Below are 20,542 nucleotides of genomic sequence, written 5' to 3' on the forward strand. Positions count from 1 at the left end.
ACCGAACCGCTCCCCGGCCTCGAGCCGGATACGACTCGCCATGAACATGCGATCGCATCACACACTGAAACGAGCGTTCGCATGGCTGCTGATCGCAGCCCTGGCGAATCCCGTGCCGGCGGTGGCGCAGGTCGTGTCGAACACCGCGGTACGCGATACCGCCATCTACCTGTCAGCCGGCTCACCGGGTGCGGTGGAGCCGAACATCCTGATCGTGCTGGGCACCGACGACCGGATGAACATCGCAGAACCGTGGCGAGAGTATCCCGGCCCGTACGATTCGCACGTGGAATACCTCTGGGCGGATCCGAACCTGATCTACCCGAACAATCTCTCCACCGGCATCGACTGGGCGATCCCGGACCAGGTCGGCGAACTGCCCGGCCATCCGATCGCCAACAGACAGACTGGCGGCATCTCGCTGATGGCGCAGCCGCCGAACCCGACCAGCCCCTGGGGCAACTGGGCAGGCTCGACCGTGCAGGAACGACTGCAACTGATGCTGGCCGCCTATCGGTCCACCGTGTTCGACAAGGCCCTGCCAGGCGATCCCGGGGCGCGCTTCCTGTACCGCAACTACGGCGGGGGACGCGAAGTACCATCGACCGCACCTCTCTTTCCCCGTGTCTGGACGGGCGACCCGAACTGGGTCTGGTGGGCACCGGCCGGAACGCCGGAGGATTCACCACTGCTGTGGTCGGTCTCTTTCAACAAGTTCGCCGGCGGCACCCGCATGATCGGCGGCGTCCGCGGCGGCATGCGTTTCGTCGACAACGGCAACAGCGCGAGTACCGACAGCTGGCTGAACCGGAACCAGTGCCAGGCATCACACCCGAACCTGATGCCCTCGACCGTGTTCGCACCGTCGACCCACGCGCGCAACGCGGGCCGGTTCCTCAACCAGTCGTGGCTGCGCTGGGAACCCTTCCTCGACCTCGACAACGCGATGGTGTCGTCGTATCCCGCGACCGACCAGCCCGCGACCTGGGGTACCCGTACGATCGACAGCCAGTCAGGCACCGGTGCCATCGAAGCCCGGATCGCGCCGCGCGCCGGCTATGCAGACAACGACACTGCGGCGCCGAACCTCAGGATGGACAGTGGTCCGGACTACTGGCCTTGGTGGGCCGGCCCCGACAACCTCTTCCCCTCGGTGAACCCGGGCAACGGCGATCGCGGCTTCGCAGCCTTCGGCAACGGCGCGCGCAACCTGTTCCAGCATCCCGGCAGCTACGGTGCGCCGATCCGCATGCTGGTGGACAACGGCATCCCGGGGCAGGTGAACCCCGGCGATTCCCGCTCCGGATGGGCCCTGCCGCGCGCCGACCTCGGCGGCTACAACTTCTGGTGGTCGGGCGTCGGCCACCTGGTCGAGGATGCCTTCGCGAGCTTTCCCGGCTACGCAGCGCAGAATCCGCTCGTGCCGGTACTGCAGCAGTACGGCGTTGCCGTCGCCGGTTCGACGCCGCTTCCGCAGGTGAAGTTTGCCGCGCTGCGCGGCAACCGCGACATCGCCAGTACCGACTGGTGGAGGGTGACCGGCCTGCCCGCCTACTTCTCGACATCGATCGCGACCGGAAGCATCGCCGCCGGCTCCGCGCAACTCACGATCAGCCGCAACAACGCGTTCTGGGCGGGCCAGCGGATCAACATCCCGGGGGCCGGGCCCGCGGGCGCCAACCTGCGCGCGCGGATCGAATCGGTGACCGGTGCAGACCGGCGCACGCTGAACCTGTCGGCTGTCGCAGCCACTTCGGTGGTCGGCGCGACGATCACGGTGAACCTGCGCGTTCTCGACCGCGTCGACAGCGCTATCGGCAGCACGGCGACCGGCCAGGGCGAAGGCTGCGGCCCGGCCAGCCTCGCGGTCGGGGATATCGACTGCGTGACCCGGGAGGGATTGCCCTGCCAGCATGGCCGCGCCTGTGCACCGGAGGGCCGCTTCGAGACGCCGCCGAGCACGGACTTCGCCGTGGTCAACCGCGCGCGCTTCGCGGGCTATCTCGTGCACGACTGCCAGGCCGACAACGGCACGGCGGCGAACTTCAACGGCTTCCTGTCGCTGCGCACCGACCGCACCTTCGGCGCCGAATGGAACCGCACGGTCAGCAATGCCGCCAACACCTCGGCCGCCTACGCATCGACCAACCCGTCGGCGAGCGTGCCACCGATCGACACCTACGCCGCGAACTACCTGAACTGGAAGTTCGGTCCACGCGGCCCGAACGGCCATCCGATCGGCCGCGCGACACGCCTCACCAGCACCAAGGCGGCCCTCTCAGACCTGGTCAACGGCACCAACGGCGTGCGCTTCGGACTGATGGTCACCAACCGCACGCGCAGCGACCTGACCAATGACGGCGGCAACATCGCCCACGCCATGCGCCGGATGGGCACGGACAGCGCCGACCCCGACTTTGCCAACCGCGCGGCGCTGGTGAGCGCGATCAACAACGTCGTCGCGTCCTCGCGCACGCCACTGACCGAAACATTGTACGAGGCGATGCTGTACTTCGCGGGCCGCACACCGCACTGGGGAACCGAGACATCGGTCGCACTGATCGGCGGTACGGTGACCCAGGGCCGCGACACCACCGCTGTGTGCACAGCGATCTCGGCGGAGTGCCCGTCGCTCGGCGTCTACCGCTCGCCGATGCTGTCCAGTCCGTCGACGGCCGCGCCTGCGTCCTGTCAGAAGAACTTCGTGGTGATGATCGCCAACGGCATGCCGGAGGACGACTGGTCTGCCAACACGCTGCCCGGCAGCCGCGGCGTGCGCAACCTCGCCTACGTCAACGCTTCGCCCAACCCCGTCGGCACCTTCTCGCCGGTACAGGGTGTCGACGCATTCAACCCGGCCACCAGGAGCCAGCAGTTCGAGAACGCACTCACCGGGCAGCCCTACGGCTTGCGCGACCAGGCATCGACCGCATTCGACGGCGGCTACCTGTGGCTGGACGAACTGTCCTACTTCATGCGCAACGCCGACATGAGCCCGGGGGCGCGCATCTTCCCGGGCGACAACGGCGGCGACGCGCTGCCAGGCGCGCAGGGGATCACCACCTACACCATCGGCTTCCGCGGAACATCGTCGCCGGTCGTGCAGCAGGCCGCGGTCCGGGGCGACGGCATCTACTACGAAGCGCAGGACGCGCAGGATCTGCGCCGCCGGCTGCAGCAGGCGGTCACCAGCATCACCGGCTTCACGGGCACGCTGGCCGCGGCCACGGTACCGATCTCCGCCTACAACCGGGCGCAGACCGCACTAGAGGTATACATGGCTTTCTTCGAGCCGAGCGCAACGGTCTCGTGGCGGGGCTCGGTACGCAAGTACGGCATCGGTACCACCGGAGCCGAATGCGGTAACGATCCACAGGGTAACCCGGTCACCTTCTGCCTGATCGGCCAGACCACGTTGCCAGGCGGAAGCAGGAACATCGAGGTGTCCGGGCAGATCGGCACGACCGGCGTGTTCGAGCGGCTGATCAGCACGCTGGCGGTGAGCTACTGGAACCCGACCACCGAGATCGACGGCCGCGACCCGGCGCGCGGCGGCACCGGCTACCAGCTGAAGGCGTCCGCGCCGGCCGTGGTGCCGGGCACGGCCAATGGCAGCGGTACCCGCAGCGTCTACACGAAGCTTTCATCGGTGTCTGCCACCGACCTGACCAACCCGGCGAACGCGGTCACGGGCGGCAATGCGAACATCACCAATGCCATGCTGGCGCTGGGCGCGGCCGACACCGTCGGCCGCTACCGGCTGCTGAACTGGATCCGCGGCGGCGACATGACGGTGCCCCAGTGCAATGGCGTGTCCTACTGGCTGCCCTGCGACCAGTGGGCCGACTGGCCCCATGCCGCCGTACTGCATTCCAAGCCGGCGTTCGTGTACTACAACACCGCGACCAGTCCGCCGCAGCAGTTCCTGTTCTACCTGAGCAACACCGGGCTCCTGCATGCGGTGGACGGCAATACCGGCCGCGAGCGCTGGGCGTTCATGGTCGAGGAAGCGCTGCCGCAGCTCGGCGCCCTGCTGTCCAACGGCAACGGCGAGCAGATCCAGGTCGCCGACGGTGCACCTGCGGTCCACGTGAAGGATGTCAACGGCAACGGCATCGTGGAGGCGGGCGACCAGGTGATTGTCACCTTCGGCTTGCGGCGCGGTGGCCGCACGCAGTACGCGATCGACGTGACGAACCTCTCGGCGCCGGTCTTCCTCTGGAAGATCACGGCCAGTGGCGGCGGCCAGCGGTGCACCGGCACCTGTTCGAGCGAGCCGCTGTACGCGGAACTCGGCCAGACCTGGTCGGCGCCCGTGGTCGGCCGGGTCCGGGGCGTGACCAACCCGGTCGTGATGTTCGGTGGCGGTTACGATCCGAACCAGGACAACGAGCCGGTCTCGGCGGCGGACACCATGGGCCGCGCGTTCTACATCGTGGACCTCGTCACAGGCGTCCCGATCCGTCGTTTCGACAGCGGCAACACGCTGGTGAACGGTGCGCCATCGGGCGCGATGACCCACAGCGTCGCGGCCGAGCCGACGGCGCTGGACACCAACGGCGACGGCCTGATCGACCGGGTATACATCGGCGACACCGCGGCCAACGTATTCCGCTTCCAGATCTCGGATGCAGACCCGGCGAACTGGACGGGCAAGCTCATCGCGAAGCTCTCGACCGGCCCTGTCCCGAACCGCAAGATCCTGTTCCCGTTCGCGGTGGTACCGCAGTCCGCAGGCGGCAGCCGGTTCGACGCAATCTATCTGGGCACGGGCGATCGTGAACATCCGTTCAAGCAGTCGACGGTCGACATCCTCGCGATGCTGATCGACCGCGATCACGGCTCGACGCTGTCCGCCAGCCCGCCCATCCTGTACACCGATCCCGACTTTCTCAAGCTGGCATACGACGACGACTCGACAGCCTCGGCTGCGCCCGGCAGCGCCGTCAGTGGCTGGGCCCGCCTGTTGCCGGCGACGGCAAAGGTGACCGAGGCGCCGACGGTGTTCCAGAACGTCGTGCTTGCGCCTGTCTACGGCAGTGCGGCGGCGATGGGTTTCCCGAGCCTGGTATCGAGATGCATGCCGTCGTTCACCAGTCGCATCTTCGGTTATGCAGCCCTGGACGCCTCGCTCACCCTGCTGCCGGGAAACAGCAGCCGCCAGGCCTATATCGACGGAGTCTGGTCGCGGAACTTCCTGCCCAGCGGACAGCTGATCCTGCTGCCTGACGGCAGAGTCGGCTTCCTGTTCACCACCCCGGCGGCGACCTTCGTCCAGGTAGCAGTGGTCGGGGTACCGCAGCGGGTCTACTGGTACCTCGAATCCGGTCGTTGATGCCCGGGCACATCCCCCATTCAGAGCGTGTGCGCCGCCCGTCCAGCGCGGTCTTCCGTTCGTCGGGGCAAACGGCTGCACCACTCGGAAATCGCCATGTCAGGACGTAAGCTACATCATGTTCGAAAATCCAGTAATCCCTCGCGCTCGTCGTGCCCACGGTGCCCACCGCGTCCCTCGCGGGCGTGCCGGCGGCTTCACGCTGATCGAGATCCTCGTGTCCCTGACACTGGTCGCCATAGGCCTGCTGGGCCTGGCGCAGCTGATCGTCAAGGGTCAACGGGCGTCCTTCGAGGCCTACCAGCGCCAGCAGGCGATCACCCTGGCGAACGACATGCTCGAGAAGATCCTGGCGAACCGGGCGCGCGCAGCCGATTATGTGGCCGCTGCGCCGGTCGCCACGCCACTGGGCGCAGGCACCCGCTTCAACGATCTTGTGACCGGCGCGATTACGAACTGCGCGGTAGCCACCTGCACGCCGGACGTACTCGCCGCGTACGACGCGGCCTACTGGGACGGTCTGCTCCAGGGTACGACCGAATTCTTCGCCGCTGACAGCGCCCGGACCGGCGGCGCAACGAATGCCCGGGGCTGCATCGAAATCGTGGTCGCAGCCGTCGGCCCGAGCACCCAGGCGACCTACCGGGTGACGGTAGCCTGGCAAGGCAGGGACGAGACCGTCGCACCGGTCACGTCGACCTGCGGCAACGGCCTGTACGGCACCGAGACACGGCGGCGCGTCGTGTCGCTCGACGTGAGGGTATGACCATGGCGATACTCGCAAGACAGCGCGGTCTGTCGCTGGTCGAGGTCATGATCGGTATCACCATCGCGCTGGTCCTGACCCTGGGACTGATGGTGCTGATCATGGGTACGTCGCGCAGCTACCAGTCGCAGGATGACTTCGCCCGACTTCAGGAGAACGGCATGACCGCCCTGGCCTACCTCGGCGATTCGATCCGGCACGCCGGTTTCTACGGCATCGGCAACGCGGCCACGACGGTCGACGCCACGGCCGGCGCAGTCAACACGGCCATCGATTGCGGCTCGGCCAGCAATCCGCCCCTGGCGAACTGGGCATTCGACACGATCGTGCCGATGGTGGGCTTCACCGGGTTGACGCCAGCCAACGTCAACGCGACTTTGCCCTGCGTGCTCGCGAGCAATTTCCAGACAGGTCAGCTGCAGGTACTCGCGGTGCGTCTGGCCACTGGCGAGCGCCTGGCCGATCCGAACGCCGACGGCAACCTGACCGACGCCGCGTTCGTGGCCGGCCGCGTCTATGTGCAGGGCAACGCCAGCGGCGCGATCCTGTTCCAGGGCAGCAATTACGGCACGCTGCGCGCAAGTGGGGTGCATCGCACCCTGTTCGGCGGTGCGGACGCACCGATCTTCGAGTACCAGGCCCACCTGTATTACGTTCGTCCGTGCAGCCGCACCGCGACGCCGCCCGGCTGCCTTGCCACAGATGACGACGGCCGTCCGGTACCCACGCTGGTCAGGCAGGAACTCGAGGGCTTGAACATGGTCGAGCGCCCGCTGGTACAGGGTGTGGAACGGGTGAACTTCCTGTACGGCGTCGATGCGAACGCCGACGGCGTGCCGGACCGGTTCACGGCCACGCCTGTCGGCGTCGAATGGACCACCGTGGTGGTGGTGCGCGTGTCGGTGCTGGTGCGCGACACACGCGCCAGCATCGGCCATGACGATACCGGCAAACGCTACGACCTCGACGGCGATGGCGTGTCCGATTTCAACTGCACGGTGAATGTCGACTGCGCGTTCCGCCGCCGCGTGTTCACGCAGAACTTCCAGGTGCGCAACGTCGCACAACGACGGGGAGGCTGAGATGGTCCAGACCCACTACCCGGCCAGGCGGTCGGAACAGGGCGCCGCGCTCGTGGTCAGCCTGATCCTGATGGCGGTGATGACCATTCTGGTACTGGGGACGATGCGCACGTCGATTCTCCAGCTTCGCATCAGCGGCAGCACCGAGACGCTGTCGGTCAACCTGGCCAATGCCGAAGTGGCGATAGCCGACTTCGTCGATGCGAACCAGGGCCGGTTCGCGCCCGGCTTCCTTGCCCTGGCGGCAGCCGCCGGTGGTGCGATCTTTCCCGCCACGGTACTCAACGACAGCACCGTGAACCTGGTCGTGACCCAGCTCGGCTGCGCTCCGGCGAACACCTTCGGCACCCAGATGGGTTCGGGCGGCCTGCAGTCGGTGCAGTTCGACATCGCGGCGACCGCCACCGTCAACCGCGGCGGCCGCTCGACGGTGCACCAGGGCACCGAAGCAACCGCCCCCCCCGGCTCCTGCTGACCCGGCATCCACAGATCGCATTGAGGCCTCAAATGACGACGACCCTTCGAATCCGAAAGATGCTGGCGTGGGTGCTGATCGTGACCCTTGCGAACCCGCTCGGCGCTTTCTCGCCTGCGTTCGCGCGCGACACCGACATCTTCCTGGCGACCTCCCCGAGCGCGTCGACGGCGGAACCGAACGTGCTGGTGGTGCTCGACACCTCGGACTCGATGAACATACCCGAGCCATGGCGCGAGTATCCGGGCGAGTACGACTCGCATGTCGAGTATCTGTGGAACGACATTGCCGCGATCAGCAACTCCGAAGTCACGATCGAGAACGCGTCCCGTATCTCGACCGCCGCTGCGCCGGCCACCCCGTTCAGCCCCTGGGGCACCTGGGCAGGCAACACGCTCGACCAGCGACGCGCCCTGTGGGATGCCGCGCGCACCTACGCGAACGCCACCGAGACAGGCGATCCGGGCCCGCGGAACACATGGCGCAACTACAACGACCCGTCGTGGCTCTACTGGGTCCCGGCGCAGAGCCCCGCGACCACCAGCCTGAGCGACGCGCGGCTGCGCTCGATCAGCTTCAACCGCTTCCGTGGCTCGCGCGCCTTCGTCGCCGGGACTCGTGGCGGCATCACCTTTGCACCCGTGCCCAATCCCTGGGGGACGACGGACTACGACTACACCCTCTACAACCAGTGCTCGACCAGCCTGGCCGAGATCATGCCGTCGACCGTGTTCGCGCCGACGGCCTATGCACGCAACGCCGGATTTTTCGCCAACCAGCAGTGGGCACGCTACGAGCGCTGGCTGGCGCTGGACACGGTCAACAACAGTGCCTATCCCGGCAGCAGCATCAACACAGCGGGCTATGCCCGCGGATACCTCGACTCGTCGGTTGCGCCGCTCAACACGCCGACCGGTGCCGCAGCCCGCGACAACATCGGGGGCAGTCCGCTCGGAAGTGTCGGCCTGCCGATCCGCGTGCGCGCCACCACCAGCCATGCCGGATGGACGGACCTGAAGGCAGACATGGCCGGGACCGAGTTCCACCCTTTCGTCACCCTGGGGGCCCTCAACTCGCCCTTTTATCCCGCTGTCGCGCCAGCCACTGTTGCGCCAACCTTCAGCTGGACCGCGCCCCAGCTCACCGTACTGCGATTGCTCTACGGCTACTCGCTGCTGGAATCGGACGAGCGGCTCAGCGCGATCAAGGGCACCCGGGACAACATGCCCGCCCCTGCCTTCGGCATGGTCACCGGACTGCAGGGCTACATCAACAGCATGAACCCTGCAGGCTACGGCAGCACCACGCCTGTCGCGTGCGATCCGGCCACCGGCCCGGCGTCGCTCAACTGCATCAATGTGCCCTCGGGTACGGTGGCGTGTACCAACCGATCGGCCACCCAGACGCGTACCTGCACCTTCAGCGCCCCCACACTGAGCGAGGTCGACGCCTCCGGAACGACCCGCTGGCGCGGTGGCAGCTGCACCAATAACACGCTCGGTGCGTGCTCCGATCCGTTTAGCGTCGGCTGCCCGGCAACCCCTGCGAACTGTGGATTCACGACCACCAACAACTTCTTCAGCGTGAACCGCAACAGCTGCGCATGGAGCGGGCGTCAGTCGGTCACGGTAAACGCCTGCTCGTGGGTTGGACGCACCGGCGTCTTCGTCGAAGGCCAGGGCTGGTACCACTACGGCGGCAGCTGCCAGGAGAACGGTTCGACCGCGAGCTGCACCGCCGGCGGCACGACCGCGACCGTCAACGGCATCAGCCAGAGCAACGTGACCGGCCCCCAACCCCAGCCGTTCGTCGCCTCCTACGCGACACAGGGCTGCACCAATGCGATCACCGCCAACACCTACTGGTATGGCGGCACCTGCCAGGGAAACGAGACCACGGTGCCGACTACGGTCAGCACGGGTGACAACCGGAGTACGACCGGTCCGTCCACGGCCAACTGCTCGATCGTGGCAACGGCATCCGTCTCCATCCGCGGCACGGCCTATGCCAACGTGGTAGGCGGCAGCGCCACCGGCGGTTGCAACGTCAATGCCAATACCGACCAGACCTGCGGCGGGCGCTACGGGCTCCCCTGCCCTACGACCAACAACGTCACTTCGTGCCCGTCCGTGACGACCACTAACACTCAGTGTATCGGTGGCAGCGCGGGTACCAATCGGTTCTACAGGGTCTACAACTACGCAGCACCTAACAGCGCTGCGGACCGGCAGATCAACATGATCCACGATTGCAAGGCGGACGAACCGACCGGCAACCCCAGCGGCAGCTACATGCGGGCGGCAGCGCGTACCTTCGACACTGCCTGGAACACCAGTTCGTCGCCAGGCAGCAACGCCACCGCCTCCTACTCGACGGCGGCGTCCGAAGCGATCGCCGCGGACAGCACGAAGAACATCGATGTCTATTCCGTCAACTACCTGAACTGGAAGTTCGGTCCGAAGGGCCCGAACGGCCATCCGATCGGTCGCAAGACCCGCTTGCAGATCGCCAAGGGCGCACTCACCGACCTGGCGCAGACCACCGACGGCATGCGCCTCGGGCTGATGGTGTTCAACCGTACCAGCAGCACGCTGAACAGCGATGGTGCGAACGTCGCGTTTGCGATGCGCCGGATGGGCTCCAGCACGTCCGATCCCGACTTCGCGAACCGCGCTGCGCTGGCCAGCGCCATCCTCGCCACTACCGCCTCGGCGCGTACGCCCATGACCGAAGCGTTGTACGAGGCCTACCTCTACTACGCCGGGCGCACCCCGCAGTGGGGAACCAGCACGGCCACCGCACTGGGTGGCGGCACGGTGACACAGGGACGCGACACGACCGCCGTATGCACGGCGATCTCGGCGGATTGCCCGTCGATCGGCGTCTACCGTTCGCCGATGCTGAACAACCCCACCACCACCGCGCCGGCTGGCTGCCAGAAGAACTACATCATCCTGATCACCGACGGCGGCCCCGAGGATGATTCCGCGGCGAACACGCTGTCGGGCTCGCCGAGCCGCGGCGTGAAGAACATGACCTGGACCGGTCCCCAAGGGATCGTCTCGCCGCGAACCGTTCCCGATGAGACAAACTCGGACACCACCTCGCAACAATTCGAGGTCAGCGCGGCTACGCCGTTCGGGCCGACGGACCTCGCTGGTACCTCGGCCGATGGAGGCTACGTCTGGCTGGACGAACTGGCCTACTTCATGTCGCGCGCGGACATCAGTCCCGGCGCGATCAATTTCGCTGGCGAGACGACTACCGACCGGATAGAGGGCAGGCAGTCGGCGGTCACCTATACCATCGGCTTCGCCGGCGCGAGTTCGCCGGTTCTCCAGAATGCGGCACAGAAATCCGGCGGACAGTACTACGTGGCCGAGGACAGCGCCGGGCTGAAGGCGGCGCTGCTCGCAGCACTGGTATCCATCCGCGACTGGAACCCGACGGTCTCCGCGCCGACGGTACCGATCTCGGCGCTCAACCGCACCACTAACTCGACCGACGTGTACCTGTCGTTCTTCAGGGCTTCGATCACCCAGGCGTGGACCGGCACGGTCAAGAAATTCATGCTCGGGGATCCGCTCGCGGAACCCGGCGTCTGCGGACCGGGCATCACCGACCTGTGCCTGATCGGCCAGACCGTGCTGTCCGGCGTGAACACGAAGAATATCGAGAAGATAGAGACGGATCCGGCCACCGGCATCCAAAGCGTCACGGTGGATCCGAATGCCTCCAGCTTCTGGGGCCCGTCGACGCTGACCGATGCCGGCAAGCCGGACAGCGGCGGTACCGGATACCAGTTGATCAACACCAGCGGCTACAACCCGTCGACGCGCAAGGTCTACACGCGCCTGTCGACCGGTACCAACGCGGACCTCACCCATTCGAGCAACGCAGTCTCCGAGGGCAATACCGATCTGACCAAGACACTGCTCGGCAATGCAGCGATGAGCGATACCCAGCGTTCCACGATCCTGAACTGGGCACTCGGCGGCAACCCGGGAGACGCGGCGTGTGCAGACGCCAGCACCACGACGGCCTGCACCGCATGGCGGTCGTGGGCGCACGGCGATGTGCAACATTCGCGCCCGGCGCTGGTCACCTACAACCCCGGCGTGACGCCGCCGACGCAGTATCTCTACTACGCGTCGAGCACGGGCTACATCCATGCGGTGGACGCCAACACCGGGGCCGAGAAGTGGACCTTCCTCGTCGAGGAGGCTCTGCCGCAGCTCGCGGCGCTGATGGCCAACGCAACTGGCGAACAGATCTACGTCGCCGATGGCTCGCCAGTCGTACAGATCAACGACGCAAACAAGAACGGAGTGGTCGACGGTACCGATTCGGTCTGGCTCTTCTTCGGACTGCGGCGCGGCGGACGCGCGTACTACGCACTGGATATCACCGACGTCAACGCGCCGCGCTTCATGTGGAAGATCACGCCGACGCAGATCTGCGGCGCGAGCAGCTGCAGCGCGTCGACCGCCTACGCGCAACTCGGCCAGAGCTGGTCGACCCCGACCGTTGGCCGGGTACGCGCGGTCTCAGACCCGGTGCTTCTGTTCGGCGGCGGCTACGATCCGAACCAGGACAACCGGCCGACGACGGCTGCAGATACGATGGGGCGTGCCGTATTCGTGGCGAACGCCCGCACGGGTAGCCTGGAGGCGTCGTTCAGCAGCGCGAACCCGCTGGTGACGGGCGGGAGCATGTCGTTCAGCATTCCGTCCGACCTTGCCGCACTGGACACCGACATGGACGGAAACAGCTATCTCGACCGGATCTACGTCGGTGACATGGGTGGCCAGGTCTGGCGATTCGACATCGGCAATGCCGACAAGAGCCTCTGGAGCGGCAGGCTGCTGGCTACGCTCGCGACCACCTTGCCCACTGACCGGCGTATCTTCTTCCCGCCGGCGGCGGTCAAGCAACTGCGGCTCGGCGTACGCTACGACGCGGTGATCGTCGGCACCGGCAATCGCGAACACCCGCTCAAGGCCACATCCACCGACGTGATCGCGATGATCAAGGATCCGGATTACGGCCTGTATGCGACATCCACCTCGGTCGTTTCGCTTCTGGCAGGCGATCTCATCGACCTGGGTTCGACCGAAGCGGGTACCACCGACAGCGCCCTGATCGGCAACCCCGCCGCGAAGGGGTGGTATCGCGTGCTCGATACGGGTGAGAAGGTGACCAGTGAACCGACGGTGTTCTTCGGAAGGATCCGATTCGGCAGCTATACGCCGATCGCGCAGGTGAACGCCTGCGTGCCCCCCGGACAGAGCCGGTTGAACGAACTGGATCTGCTCGGGGCCTACGTGATCCCGGCACCGACGACCGGCATGACACGGTACTACTCGAACTTCGTCAACCGGGGCTACGGCTCGAGTGGCCAGTTGATCGTGCTGCCGGGCAGTACCGCCGCGGCGCGCCGGGTGTTCTTCGTGGCCGCGGCCGACGCCAGGTTGTTCAGCCAGCAGCAGGCTACGCTGGGGACCGCCACGCGCGTGTACTGGTACACCGAGCCGCAGATCTGACCACCAGGCAGACCGCGCGGGCAATACCGCGCGGTCTGCAGTTGCGAGTGGCGAGGCGGTGCCGGGTGGGGCTCAGCGCCGATCGATATCGATCAGCGCCGCGTGGTCCGGGCAGCGTCGGCCGCCAGCGTCAGGTTCTTCGGCAGCGGGAAGGTGACGTGCTCTTGGATGCCAGTCTGTTCGATCAGTTCGACGCCGCCGAACGAACGCAGGCGTTCGACCACTTCCCTGACCAGCACTTCGGGCGCCGAAGCACCGGCAGTGACGCCGATACGCTCACGACCGACCAGCCACTCGGCCTGCACTTCACTGGCCCGGTCGACGAGATAGGCAGGGATCCCGGCATTGGCAGCCACCTCGCGCAGGCGGTTCGAGTTGGAACTGTTGGGCGAGCCGACGACGATCATCAGGTCGCAGTCCGCCGACAGCTTCTTCACCGCGTCCTGCCGGTTCTGGGTCGCGTAGCAGATGTCGTCTTTCTTCGGGCCGATGATCTTCGGGAAACGCGCCGCGAGCGCCAGCGTGATACCGCGCGCATCGTCCACGGACAGCGTTGTCTGGGTGACATAGGCGAGATTGTCCGGATCGACGACCGACAGCCGCGCGACGTCCTCGACCGATTCGACGAGGTGCATGCCTCCGTCGGCCTGCCCCATGGTGCCCTCGACCTCGGGATGGCCGCGATGGCCGATCATCACGATCTCGCGGCCCTGTGCGCGCATCTTGGCCACCTCGACATGCACCTTCGTGACGAGCGGGCAGGTGGCATCGAAGACGTTCAGGCCGAGTAGCTCCGCTTCCTGCCGGACCTCGAGCGAAACTCCGTGTGCGCTGAATACGACGGTACTGCCGCGCGGCACGGACTCGAGGTCTTCGATGAACACCGCACCCTTGGTACGCAGGTCGTCGACGACATACTTGTTGTGCACGACCTCGTGCCGCACGTAGACCGGTGCCCCGTGCGCGACCAGCGCCTGCTCGACGATCTCGATCGCTCTGTCGACGCCGGCGCAGAAGCCGCGCGGATTGGCCAGGATGACCTGCTTGGACACGTTCGGGACTCCTTCGCCTCGGGAATGCGATTATAGCTTCGGTGCCCCGGTGTCCGAGGCCGCGCCGCCGGTTGCGGCGGAGCCGCCCGACTCCCGTGCGTCGTCCACGGGCTGGAAGGCATCCCAGACCAGCAGGACGGCTCCGATGCTGATCGCGGAATCGGCGACATTGAACGCGGGCCAGTGATAGCCGAGCACATGGAAATCGAGAAAGTCGATCACCGCACCCAGCCACAGCCGGTCGATCAGGTTTCCGACCGCGCCGCCGAGGATGAGCGTCAACGCAGCGCAGAACAGTATGCGGCCGGGGTAGCGGTGGAGCATCCAGGTGATCCAGCCCGAGGCGACCAGCGCCACGCCGACGAAGAACTCGCGCTGCCATCCCGATGCCCCCGCCAGGAAGCTGAATGCCGCCCCCGGGTTGTAGACCAGCACCAGGTTGAAGAACGGCGTGACCTCGACCACGTGCCCGGTACCCAGCCATTGCAGCGCCAGCACCTTCGCGATCTGGTCGACGACAACCAGCGCGAAGGCACTGCCGAGCCAGTCCTTCAGCGTCCAGCGCGACAGGGCAGCGCCGATGCGGCCGCGCCAGCCGCCGGCTTCAGGCATGGACACGGATTTCTCCTGTGCCGGCCAGGTTGCCGGCGCAGCGGCTGCAGACATCGGGATACCCGGCATCGCTGCCGATGTCGCTGCGGTAATGCCAGCAGCGGGCGCACTTCGCCCCGGTACTCGGCACCGCAGCCACGGTCGGCAAGGCCCCGTCGGCGGCACGCACGACCCTGGCGGCCGAGGTGATGAACACGAAGCGCAGGTCTTCGCCGAGCGCGGCAAGCGCATCGTGGGCGGCGCCAGCCACATGCACCTCGACTTCGGCCGCCAGGCCGGAACCGATGCTGCCGGCGGTACGCAGCGCTTCGAGCTCCTTCAGCACGAGCGCCCGCACCTCGCGCACCGATGCCCAGCGCGCTTCGAGCGACGGATCATCCGGCGTATCCGCAGCCGGCGACCATGTCGTCGTGAACACCGTCGACGCCGGATCGCGCGCCAGCACCGCCCAGGCTTCATCGGCGGTGAAGGTGAGCACCGGCGCGAACAGCTGCAGCAGCGTGCGCGCGATCTCGTGCAGCGCGCTCTGTGCCGAGCGGCGCGCATGCGAGCCGGGCGCAGTCGTGTACAGCCGGTCTTTCAGGATGTCCAGGTAGAACGCGCCGAGGTCCTCCGAGCAGAAGTGGAGCAACCGCTGCATGCCCAGGTGGAACTCGTAGCGCTCGTAGTCGGCGGCGACCGCCATGCGCAATCGTTCGAGCATCACTGCGGCGTAGCGGTCGATCTCGACCCTCTGCGCCATCGGTACGGCATGCAGCGCAGGATCGAAGTCGTCGACATTGGCGAGCAGGAAGCGGATCGTGTTGCGTACCCGCCGGTACGACTCGACGACGCGCTTGAGGATCTCCTGCGAGATCGACAGCTCGCCGGAATAATCGGTCGCGGCGATCCAGAGCCTGAGCACGTCGGCGCCCAGCGAATCGACCACCTGCTGCGGCGCGACCACGTTGCCCTTCGACTTGCTCATCTTGCGGCCGGCGCCGTCGACCACGAAACCGTGGGTAAGCAGGGCCTTGTACGGCGGGGTGCCGTTCATCATGCACGACACCAGCAGCGAGGAGTGGAACCACCCGCGGTGCTGATCCGAGCCCTCGAGGTAGAGGTCGGCGGGAAAGCCGGTCTCGCTCCGATGCGATCCCGGGGTGCCGGCCGCCGCGCGCGGACCGCCGAGCACCGTCTGGTGCGTGGAGCCTGAATCGAACCAGACGTCGAGCGTGTCCTTGATCTTCTCGTACGACGCCGCATCCGCGCCGAGCAGGTCGTCGGCATCCACCCGCTGCCAGGCTTCGATGCCGCCCTGCTCCACGGCCTTTGCCACCGCCTCGAGCAGCTCCGGCGTGCGCGGATGCAGCGCACCCGTCTCGCGATGCACGAAGAAGGGCATCGGCACGCCCCACTGCCGCTGGCGCGACAGCGTCCAGTCGGGCCTGTTCGCGATCATCGCGTGCAGGCGTGCCTTGCCCCAGGCCGGGAAGAACTGCGTCGCCTCGATGCCGCGCAGCGCGGTCGTGCGCAGCGCCTCGGAGGGCCTGGCACCACCGTAACCCGGGGCCTCGTCCATCGCCGCGAACCACTGCGTGGTCGCGCGCAGGATCACCGGTGTCTTGTGGCGCCAGCAGTGCATGTAGCTGTGCACATGCTTGCGGTCCTCGTGCAGCAGCGCACCGTTCGCGCGCAGCCGCTCGACGATCAGCGGGTTGGCCTTCCAGATCATCAGGCCGCCGAATGCCTCGAGCGTCGACACGTACTTGCCGTCGCCCATCACCGGCGTGAGGATGCCGTCGTCCTTCATGCCGTAGCGGCGGCATGCCTGGAAGTCCTCGACACCGTAGGCCGGCGCCGCATGCACGATGCCGGTGCCGGTCTCGAGCGTCACATAGTCGGCGAGGTAGACCGGCGACAACCGGTCGGCGAACGGGTGTGCGAAGGCAATGTTCTCGAGCTTCGCGCCCTCGGCCGTGGCGATGACCTGCCCGGCAAGACCGTAACGCTGGAGGTTGGCCTCGACGCGATCGGCGGCGAGGATCAGCAGCGAATCGCCGGTGTCGACCAGTGCGTACGAGAACTCCGGATGCACGTTGAGCGCCTGGTTCGCCGGCAGCGTCCAGGGGGTCGTGGTCCAGATCACGATGCGGCCGGGCTTGTCGGGCAGGACCGGCAGTCCGAATGCAGATGCCAGCCTGCCGCGTTCGGCGGACGCGAAGGCGAAGCCGACATCGACGGCCGTATCGGTGCGATCTTCGTATTCGATCTCGGCCTCGGCCAGTGCCGAGCCGCAGTCGAAGCACCAGTTGACCGGCTTCAGCCCGCGGTAGACGTAGCCCTTCTGCAGCAACGTACCCAGGGCACGGATCTCGTCGGCCTCGTTGCGCGGATTCATCGTCGCGTAGGGGTTGTCCCAGTCGCCGAACACGCCCAGGCGGATGAAGTCCTTCTTCTGGCGCTCGACCTGCTCGGCCGCATACGCGCGCGCGAGCTTCTGGGTCTGCTCGGTCGGCAGGTTCTTGCCGTGCGTCTTCTCGATCTGCACCTCGATCGGCATGCCGTGGCAGTCCCAGCCCGGCACGTACGGCGCATCGAAGCCGGCCAGCGTGCGGCTCTTGACGACGATATCCTTGAGCACCTTGTTCACCGCATGCCCGATGTGGATGTCGCCATTGGCATAGGGCGGGCCGTCGTGCAGCGTGAATCGCGGGCGGCCACGGCTCGCTTCGCGGATGCGCTGGTACAGGCCGCGCTGCTGCCAGGCGGCCAGCATCGACGGCTCGCGCTTCGCGAGGTCGCCACGCATCGCGAACGGCGTGTCGGGCAGGTTCAGCGTCTTCTTGTAGTCAGCCTTGCCGTCGCTGCGCTTGTCTTCGTTCCGATCTTCTTCGCTCATCTCGCCATCACATCAGGTTTGCCGCAGCGAGCCAGGCACGCGCCTGCTCGCAGTCGATACCGATCTGCCGGATCAGTGCCGGCAGCCCGTCGTACTTCGCCTCGTCGCGCAGCTTGTGCAGGAAATCGACCTTCACCTGCCTGCCGTAGACATCGCCGGCGAAGTCGAACAGGTGGACCTCGAGGGTCGTGCGGCCGTTCGCCTTCACCGTCGGGCGTACCCCGAGGCTCGCCACGCCGGGCCACGGACGATCGGCCAGTCCGGACACGCTGACCGCGAAGATGCCTGCCAGCGGCAGGTGCGCCCGCGGCACCCAGACGTTCGCGGTCGGGAACCCGAGTTCGCGGCCGAGCTTGTCGCCATGCACGATGCGCCCGCTGATTGCGTAAGGCGCGCCCAGCAGCATGCCGGCCAGCCGCATGTCCCCGGCCGACAGCGCCTCGCGCACCGCGGTGCTCGACACGCGCAGGCCGTCGACGAGGAAGCTGGACAACCCCTCCAGTTCGAAAGCGGTAGGGGTACCGGCATGGCGTGTGGCTGCTGCCCGCATCGTGCCGGCGTCACCGGCCCGCCGTGCACCGAACCGGAAATCGTCGCCGATCAGGACCCAGCGCGCCGCGAGGCCGCGCACCAGGATGCGTTCGATGAACTCCTCGGGCAGCATCTGGGCCAGCCGATAGTCGAAACGGCAGACATAAACCTCGTCCACGCCGCAGTCCGACAGCAGCCGCAGCTTGTCGCGCAGCCCGGTCAGCCGCAGGGGCGCCCGGTCAGGCGCGAAGAACTCGCGAGGATGCGGCTCGAACGTGAGCACCGCTGCCGGCAGACCGCGAGCGTCGGCCGCATCGCGCAGGCGACGCAACATCTCGCGATGGCCCAGGTGTACCCCATCGAAATTGCCGATGGTCAGTGCAACCGGACGCGCGGCAGTCGAAGGGATGGATCGGAAGACTCGCATGGCGCAGTAAGCCGCTGAATCATAGCCGGTTTCCGTCCGGAATCGGAAAACCGATGCATGCCGCGGGCGATCCGTTCCCGCCGGCGGGCGGCAACCGGGACTGCAACATCCGTTATCGCTGCCGATAAGGGTTCATTGCACGAACTTCATGTCGACTTGAGCGAACTTGCCACGGTAATCGGGTAGGCTGTCAGGCCCGTCCGGATCCACCTGTGCCACCGGTACCATGCCCCCGATCGCCTCCCGATCCAGAATCGAACCGCCCGTGTCCGGGGCAACTGCCATGGCGGCCGCCCCTGACGTGGCGAGCGACACCGCCCTTGCACAGCCGGCCACCGTCGCCCCGGTCGCCGTGCCTGCCGACCAGCCACCGGCCCGGTCCGAGGACGGGCTGCTCAACGCCAGCCTGCGCCGGGTGCGCTCGCTGTGGTCGCGTCTCGCCCGCTCGGTGGACGGGACAGGACACCCGGGCGCTGGCGGCATGAGCCGACGCTCCCTCGACCGAATCCGCGACACGCTGAACGAATGCGCGATCGAGCGCGGCGGCGAGGCCTCGGCACGCACCCGCGCCGCGCAGATCGGCGACACCTACCTGCGGCTAGACGATACGAGCCGACTCGATGTACTCAAGCTGCTTTCCACCGAATTCGGCGCGGACCCGGCCCGGGTCGTCGCGGCGGTCGCCGAGTGGCAGCGTTCGATCGGCGGCAGCGCGCAGCCGCTGGCCGAGGTCGAACTGCGCGAGGCGGTGCGTACGCGGCGCAACGTGATCCTTCGCCAGTTCAACGCACTGCCGTCCGGCACCAAGTTCCTGGTCGACCTGCGCGCCGACGTGCTGCGCCACCTGCCGCGCGAGCCGGCGCTGGCCGCGCTCGACCGCGACCTCGAACTGCTGCTGCAGAGCTGGTTCGACGTCGGCTTCCTGTCGCTCGAGCGCATCACCTGGGACTCTCCTGCATCGCTGCTCGAGAAACTGATCGCCTACGAGGCGGTGCACGAGATCCGCTCGTGGAACGACCTGCGCAACCGGCTGGACTCCGACCGCCGGTGCCATGCGTTCTTCCATCCACGCATGCCGCTCGAACCGCTGATCTTCGTAGAGGTGGCGCTCACCCGCGGGCTGGCCGACAACGTGCAGGTGCTGCTCGACGAGACGCGCCGCGAGTTCGATCCGCGCGAGGCCGACACCGCGATGTTCTATTCGATCTCGAACACCCAGGTCGGCCTGCGCGGCGTGAGCTTCGGCAACTTCCTGATCAAGCGGGTGGTGTCGGCGCTGCAGCGCGACCTGCCGCAACTGCGCCAGTTCTCGACGCTGTCGCCGATCCCCGCCTTCCGCAATTGGCTGAGGAAGGCCGACGACACGGCGGTCACCGCGGGCGTGCGCGAGCGCGAACTCAGGACGTTCGAGGCCACCTTCCACGAGCCACTGGGCGCAGCGGCGCTCACCCGTGCGATCGACTTCGTCGCACGTGCCAACGACCCGTCCCTGTCCGACCTGCTGAAGCCGTTCGTGCTGCGCACCGTCGCGCACTACCTCACCGAGGCCAAGGCCGGCGACCGGCCGCATTGCCCGGTCGCGCGCTTCCACCTGTCCAACGGCGCACGACTCGAGCGGCTGAACTGGCTCGCCGACACCTCGGCCAAGGGCATCGCGCAGTCGGCCGGGGTGATGGTGAACTACCTGTACCGGCTGCCGCACATCGACGACAACCACGAACGGTTCGCGCGCGAAGGCCAGGTAGTCGCCTCATCGGAGGTGCGCAAGCTGCTGTAACGGCCGCCAGCGCGGAACTTTCCCCGGGACGTCATGCCGACGTCATCATGGCTCCGTAAAT

Annotated in this window: 10 protein-coding genes; 6 read left to right on the forward strand and 4 right to left on the reverse strand. The window is 67.0% G+C overall.

Features of this window, described 5'->3' with window-relative positions:
• The first annotated feature begins 40 nt into the window (after positions 1–40).
• The 5 genes from ING98_07855 to ING98_07875 all read left to right on the forward strand — a co-directional run bounded on the left by ING98_07855 (position 41) and on the right by ING98_07875 (position 13,201).
• Entirely contained in the window at positions 41–5,335 is a 5,295-nt protein-coding gene (locus tag ING98_07855; protein ID MCA3101771.1) for a hypothetical protein, read from the forward strand.
• A gap of 118 nt (positions 5,336–5,453) precedes the next feature.
• Positions 5,454–6,101 carry a type IV pilus modification protein PilV gene (pilV, locus tag ING98_07860; GenBank protein ID MCA3101772.1) on the forward strand — a complete coding sequence of 216 codons (648 nt, stop codon included), beginning with the start codon at positions 5,454–5,456 and terminating at the stop codon, positions 6,099–6,101.
• Positions 6,102–6,103: 2 nt separating this feature from the next.
• The gene (locus ING98_07865) at positions 6,104–7,183 is read left to right on the forward strand and encodes a PilW family protein (protein ID MCA3101773.1); all 1,080 of its coding nucleotides are present in this window, start codon (positions 6,104–6,106) and stop codon (positions 7,181–7,183) included.
• Position 7,184: 1 nt separating this feature from the next.
• Positions 7,185–7,658 carry a hypothetical protein gene (locus ING98_07870; protein MCA3101774.1) on the forward strand — a complete coding sequence of 158 codons (474 nt, stop codon included), beginning with the start codon at positions 7,185–7,187 and terminating at the stop codon, positions 7,656–7,658.
• A 32-nt stretch (positions 7,659–7,690) separates the two neighbouring features.
• A complete protein-coding gene (locus ING98_07875) occupies positions 7,691–13,201 on the forward strand; it encodes a PQQ-binding-like beta-propeller repeat protein (protein MCA3101775.1) in 5,511 nt (1,836 codons plus the stop codon).
• 92 nt (positions 13,202–13,293) lie between these two features.
• Here the strand turns inward: ING98_07875 and ispH are convergent, their stop codons facing one another.
• Genes ispH through ING98_07895 form a run of 4 tightly spaced genes read right to left on the reverse strand, consistent with a single transcriptional unit; the run spans position 13,294 to position 18,704 of the window.
• Positions 13,294–14,253, reverse strand: coding sequence for a 4-hydroxy-3-methylbut-2-enyl diphosphate reductase (gene ispH, locus ING98_07880; GenBank protein MCA3101776.1), 960 nt, complete (start codon positions 14,251–14,253; stop codon positions 13,294–13,296).
• Between the two features lie 30 nt (positions 14,254–14,283).
• Positions 14,284–14,865 carry a lipoprotein signal peptidase gene (locus ING98_07885; GenBank protein MCA3101777.1) on the reverse strand — a complete coding sequence of 194 codons (582 nt, stop codon included), beginning with the start codon at positions 14,863–14,865 and terminating at the stop codon, positions 14,284–14,286.
• Positions 14,858–17,746 (reverse strand): isoleucine--tRNA ligase, encoded by a 2,889-nt coding sequence (ileS, locus tag ING98_07890; protein MCA3101778.1) that lies wholly within the window; start codon positions 17,744–17,746, stop codon positions 14,858–14,860. Before ileS ends, ING98_07885 begins: the two co-directional genes overlap by 8 nt.
• A 7-nt stretch (positions 17,747–17,753) precedes the next feature.
• Complete coding sequence (locus ING98_07895) at positions 17,754–18,704, reverse strand: bifunctional riboflavin kinase/FAD synthetase (protein ID MCA3101779.1); 951 nt, start codon at positions 18,702–18,704, stop codon at positions 17,754–17,756.
• A 283-nt stretch (positions 18,705–18,987) separates the two neighbouring features.
• Here ING98_07895 and ING98_07900 point away from each other — a divergent pair, with 283 nt between their 5' ends.
• On the forward strand, positions 18,988–20,481 hold the full coding sequence (locus ING98_07900) for a malonyl-CoA decarboxylase (protein MCA3101780.1): 1,494 nt from the start codon (positions 18,988–18,990) through the stop codon (positions 20,479–20,481).
• Positions 20,482–20,542 lie beyond the last annotated feature (61 nt).

Source organism: Rhodocyclaceae bacterium, assembly GCA_020248265.1.
GTDB lineage: Bacteria > Pseudomonadota > Gammaproteobacteria > Burkholderiales > CAIKXV01 > CAIKXV01.

Coding starts and splice junctions, on each gene's coding strand:
- ING98_07875 (MCA3101775.1), top strand. CDS start 7,691: ATGACGACGACCCTTCGAATCCGAAAGATGCTGGCGTGGGTGCTGATC.
- ING98_07865 (MCA3101773.1), top strand. CDS start 6,104: ATGGCGATACTCGCAAGACAGCGCGGTCTGTCGCTGGTCGAGGTCATG.
- ING98_07885 (MCA3101777.1), bottom strand. CDS start 14,865: ATGCCTGAAGCCGGCGGCTGGCGCGGCCGCATCGGCGCTGCCCTGTCG.
- ileS (MCA3101778.1), bottom strand. CDS start 17,746: ATGAGCGAAGAAGATCGGAACGAAGACAAGCGCAGCGACGGCAAGGCT.
- pilV (MCA3101772.1), top strand. CDS start 5,454: ATGTTCGAAAATCCAGTAATCCCTCGCGCTCGTCGTGCCCACGGTGCC.
- ING98_07855 (MCA3101771.1), top strand. CDS start 41: ATGAACATGCGATCGCATCACACACTGAAACGAGCGTTCGCATGGCTG.
- ING98_07895 (MCA3101779.1), bottom strand. CDS start 18,704: ATGCGAGTCTTCCGATCCATCCCTTCGACTGCCGCGCGTCCGGTTGCA.
- ING98_07900 (MCA3101780.1), top strand. CDS start 18,988: ATGGCGGCCGCCCCTGACGTGGCGAGCGACACCGCCCTTGCACAGCCG.
- ING98_07870 (MCA3101774.1), top strand. CDS start 7,185: ATGGTCCAGACCCACTACCCGGCCAGGCGGTCGGAACAGGGCGCCGCG.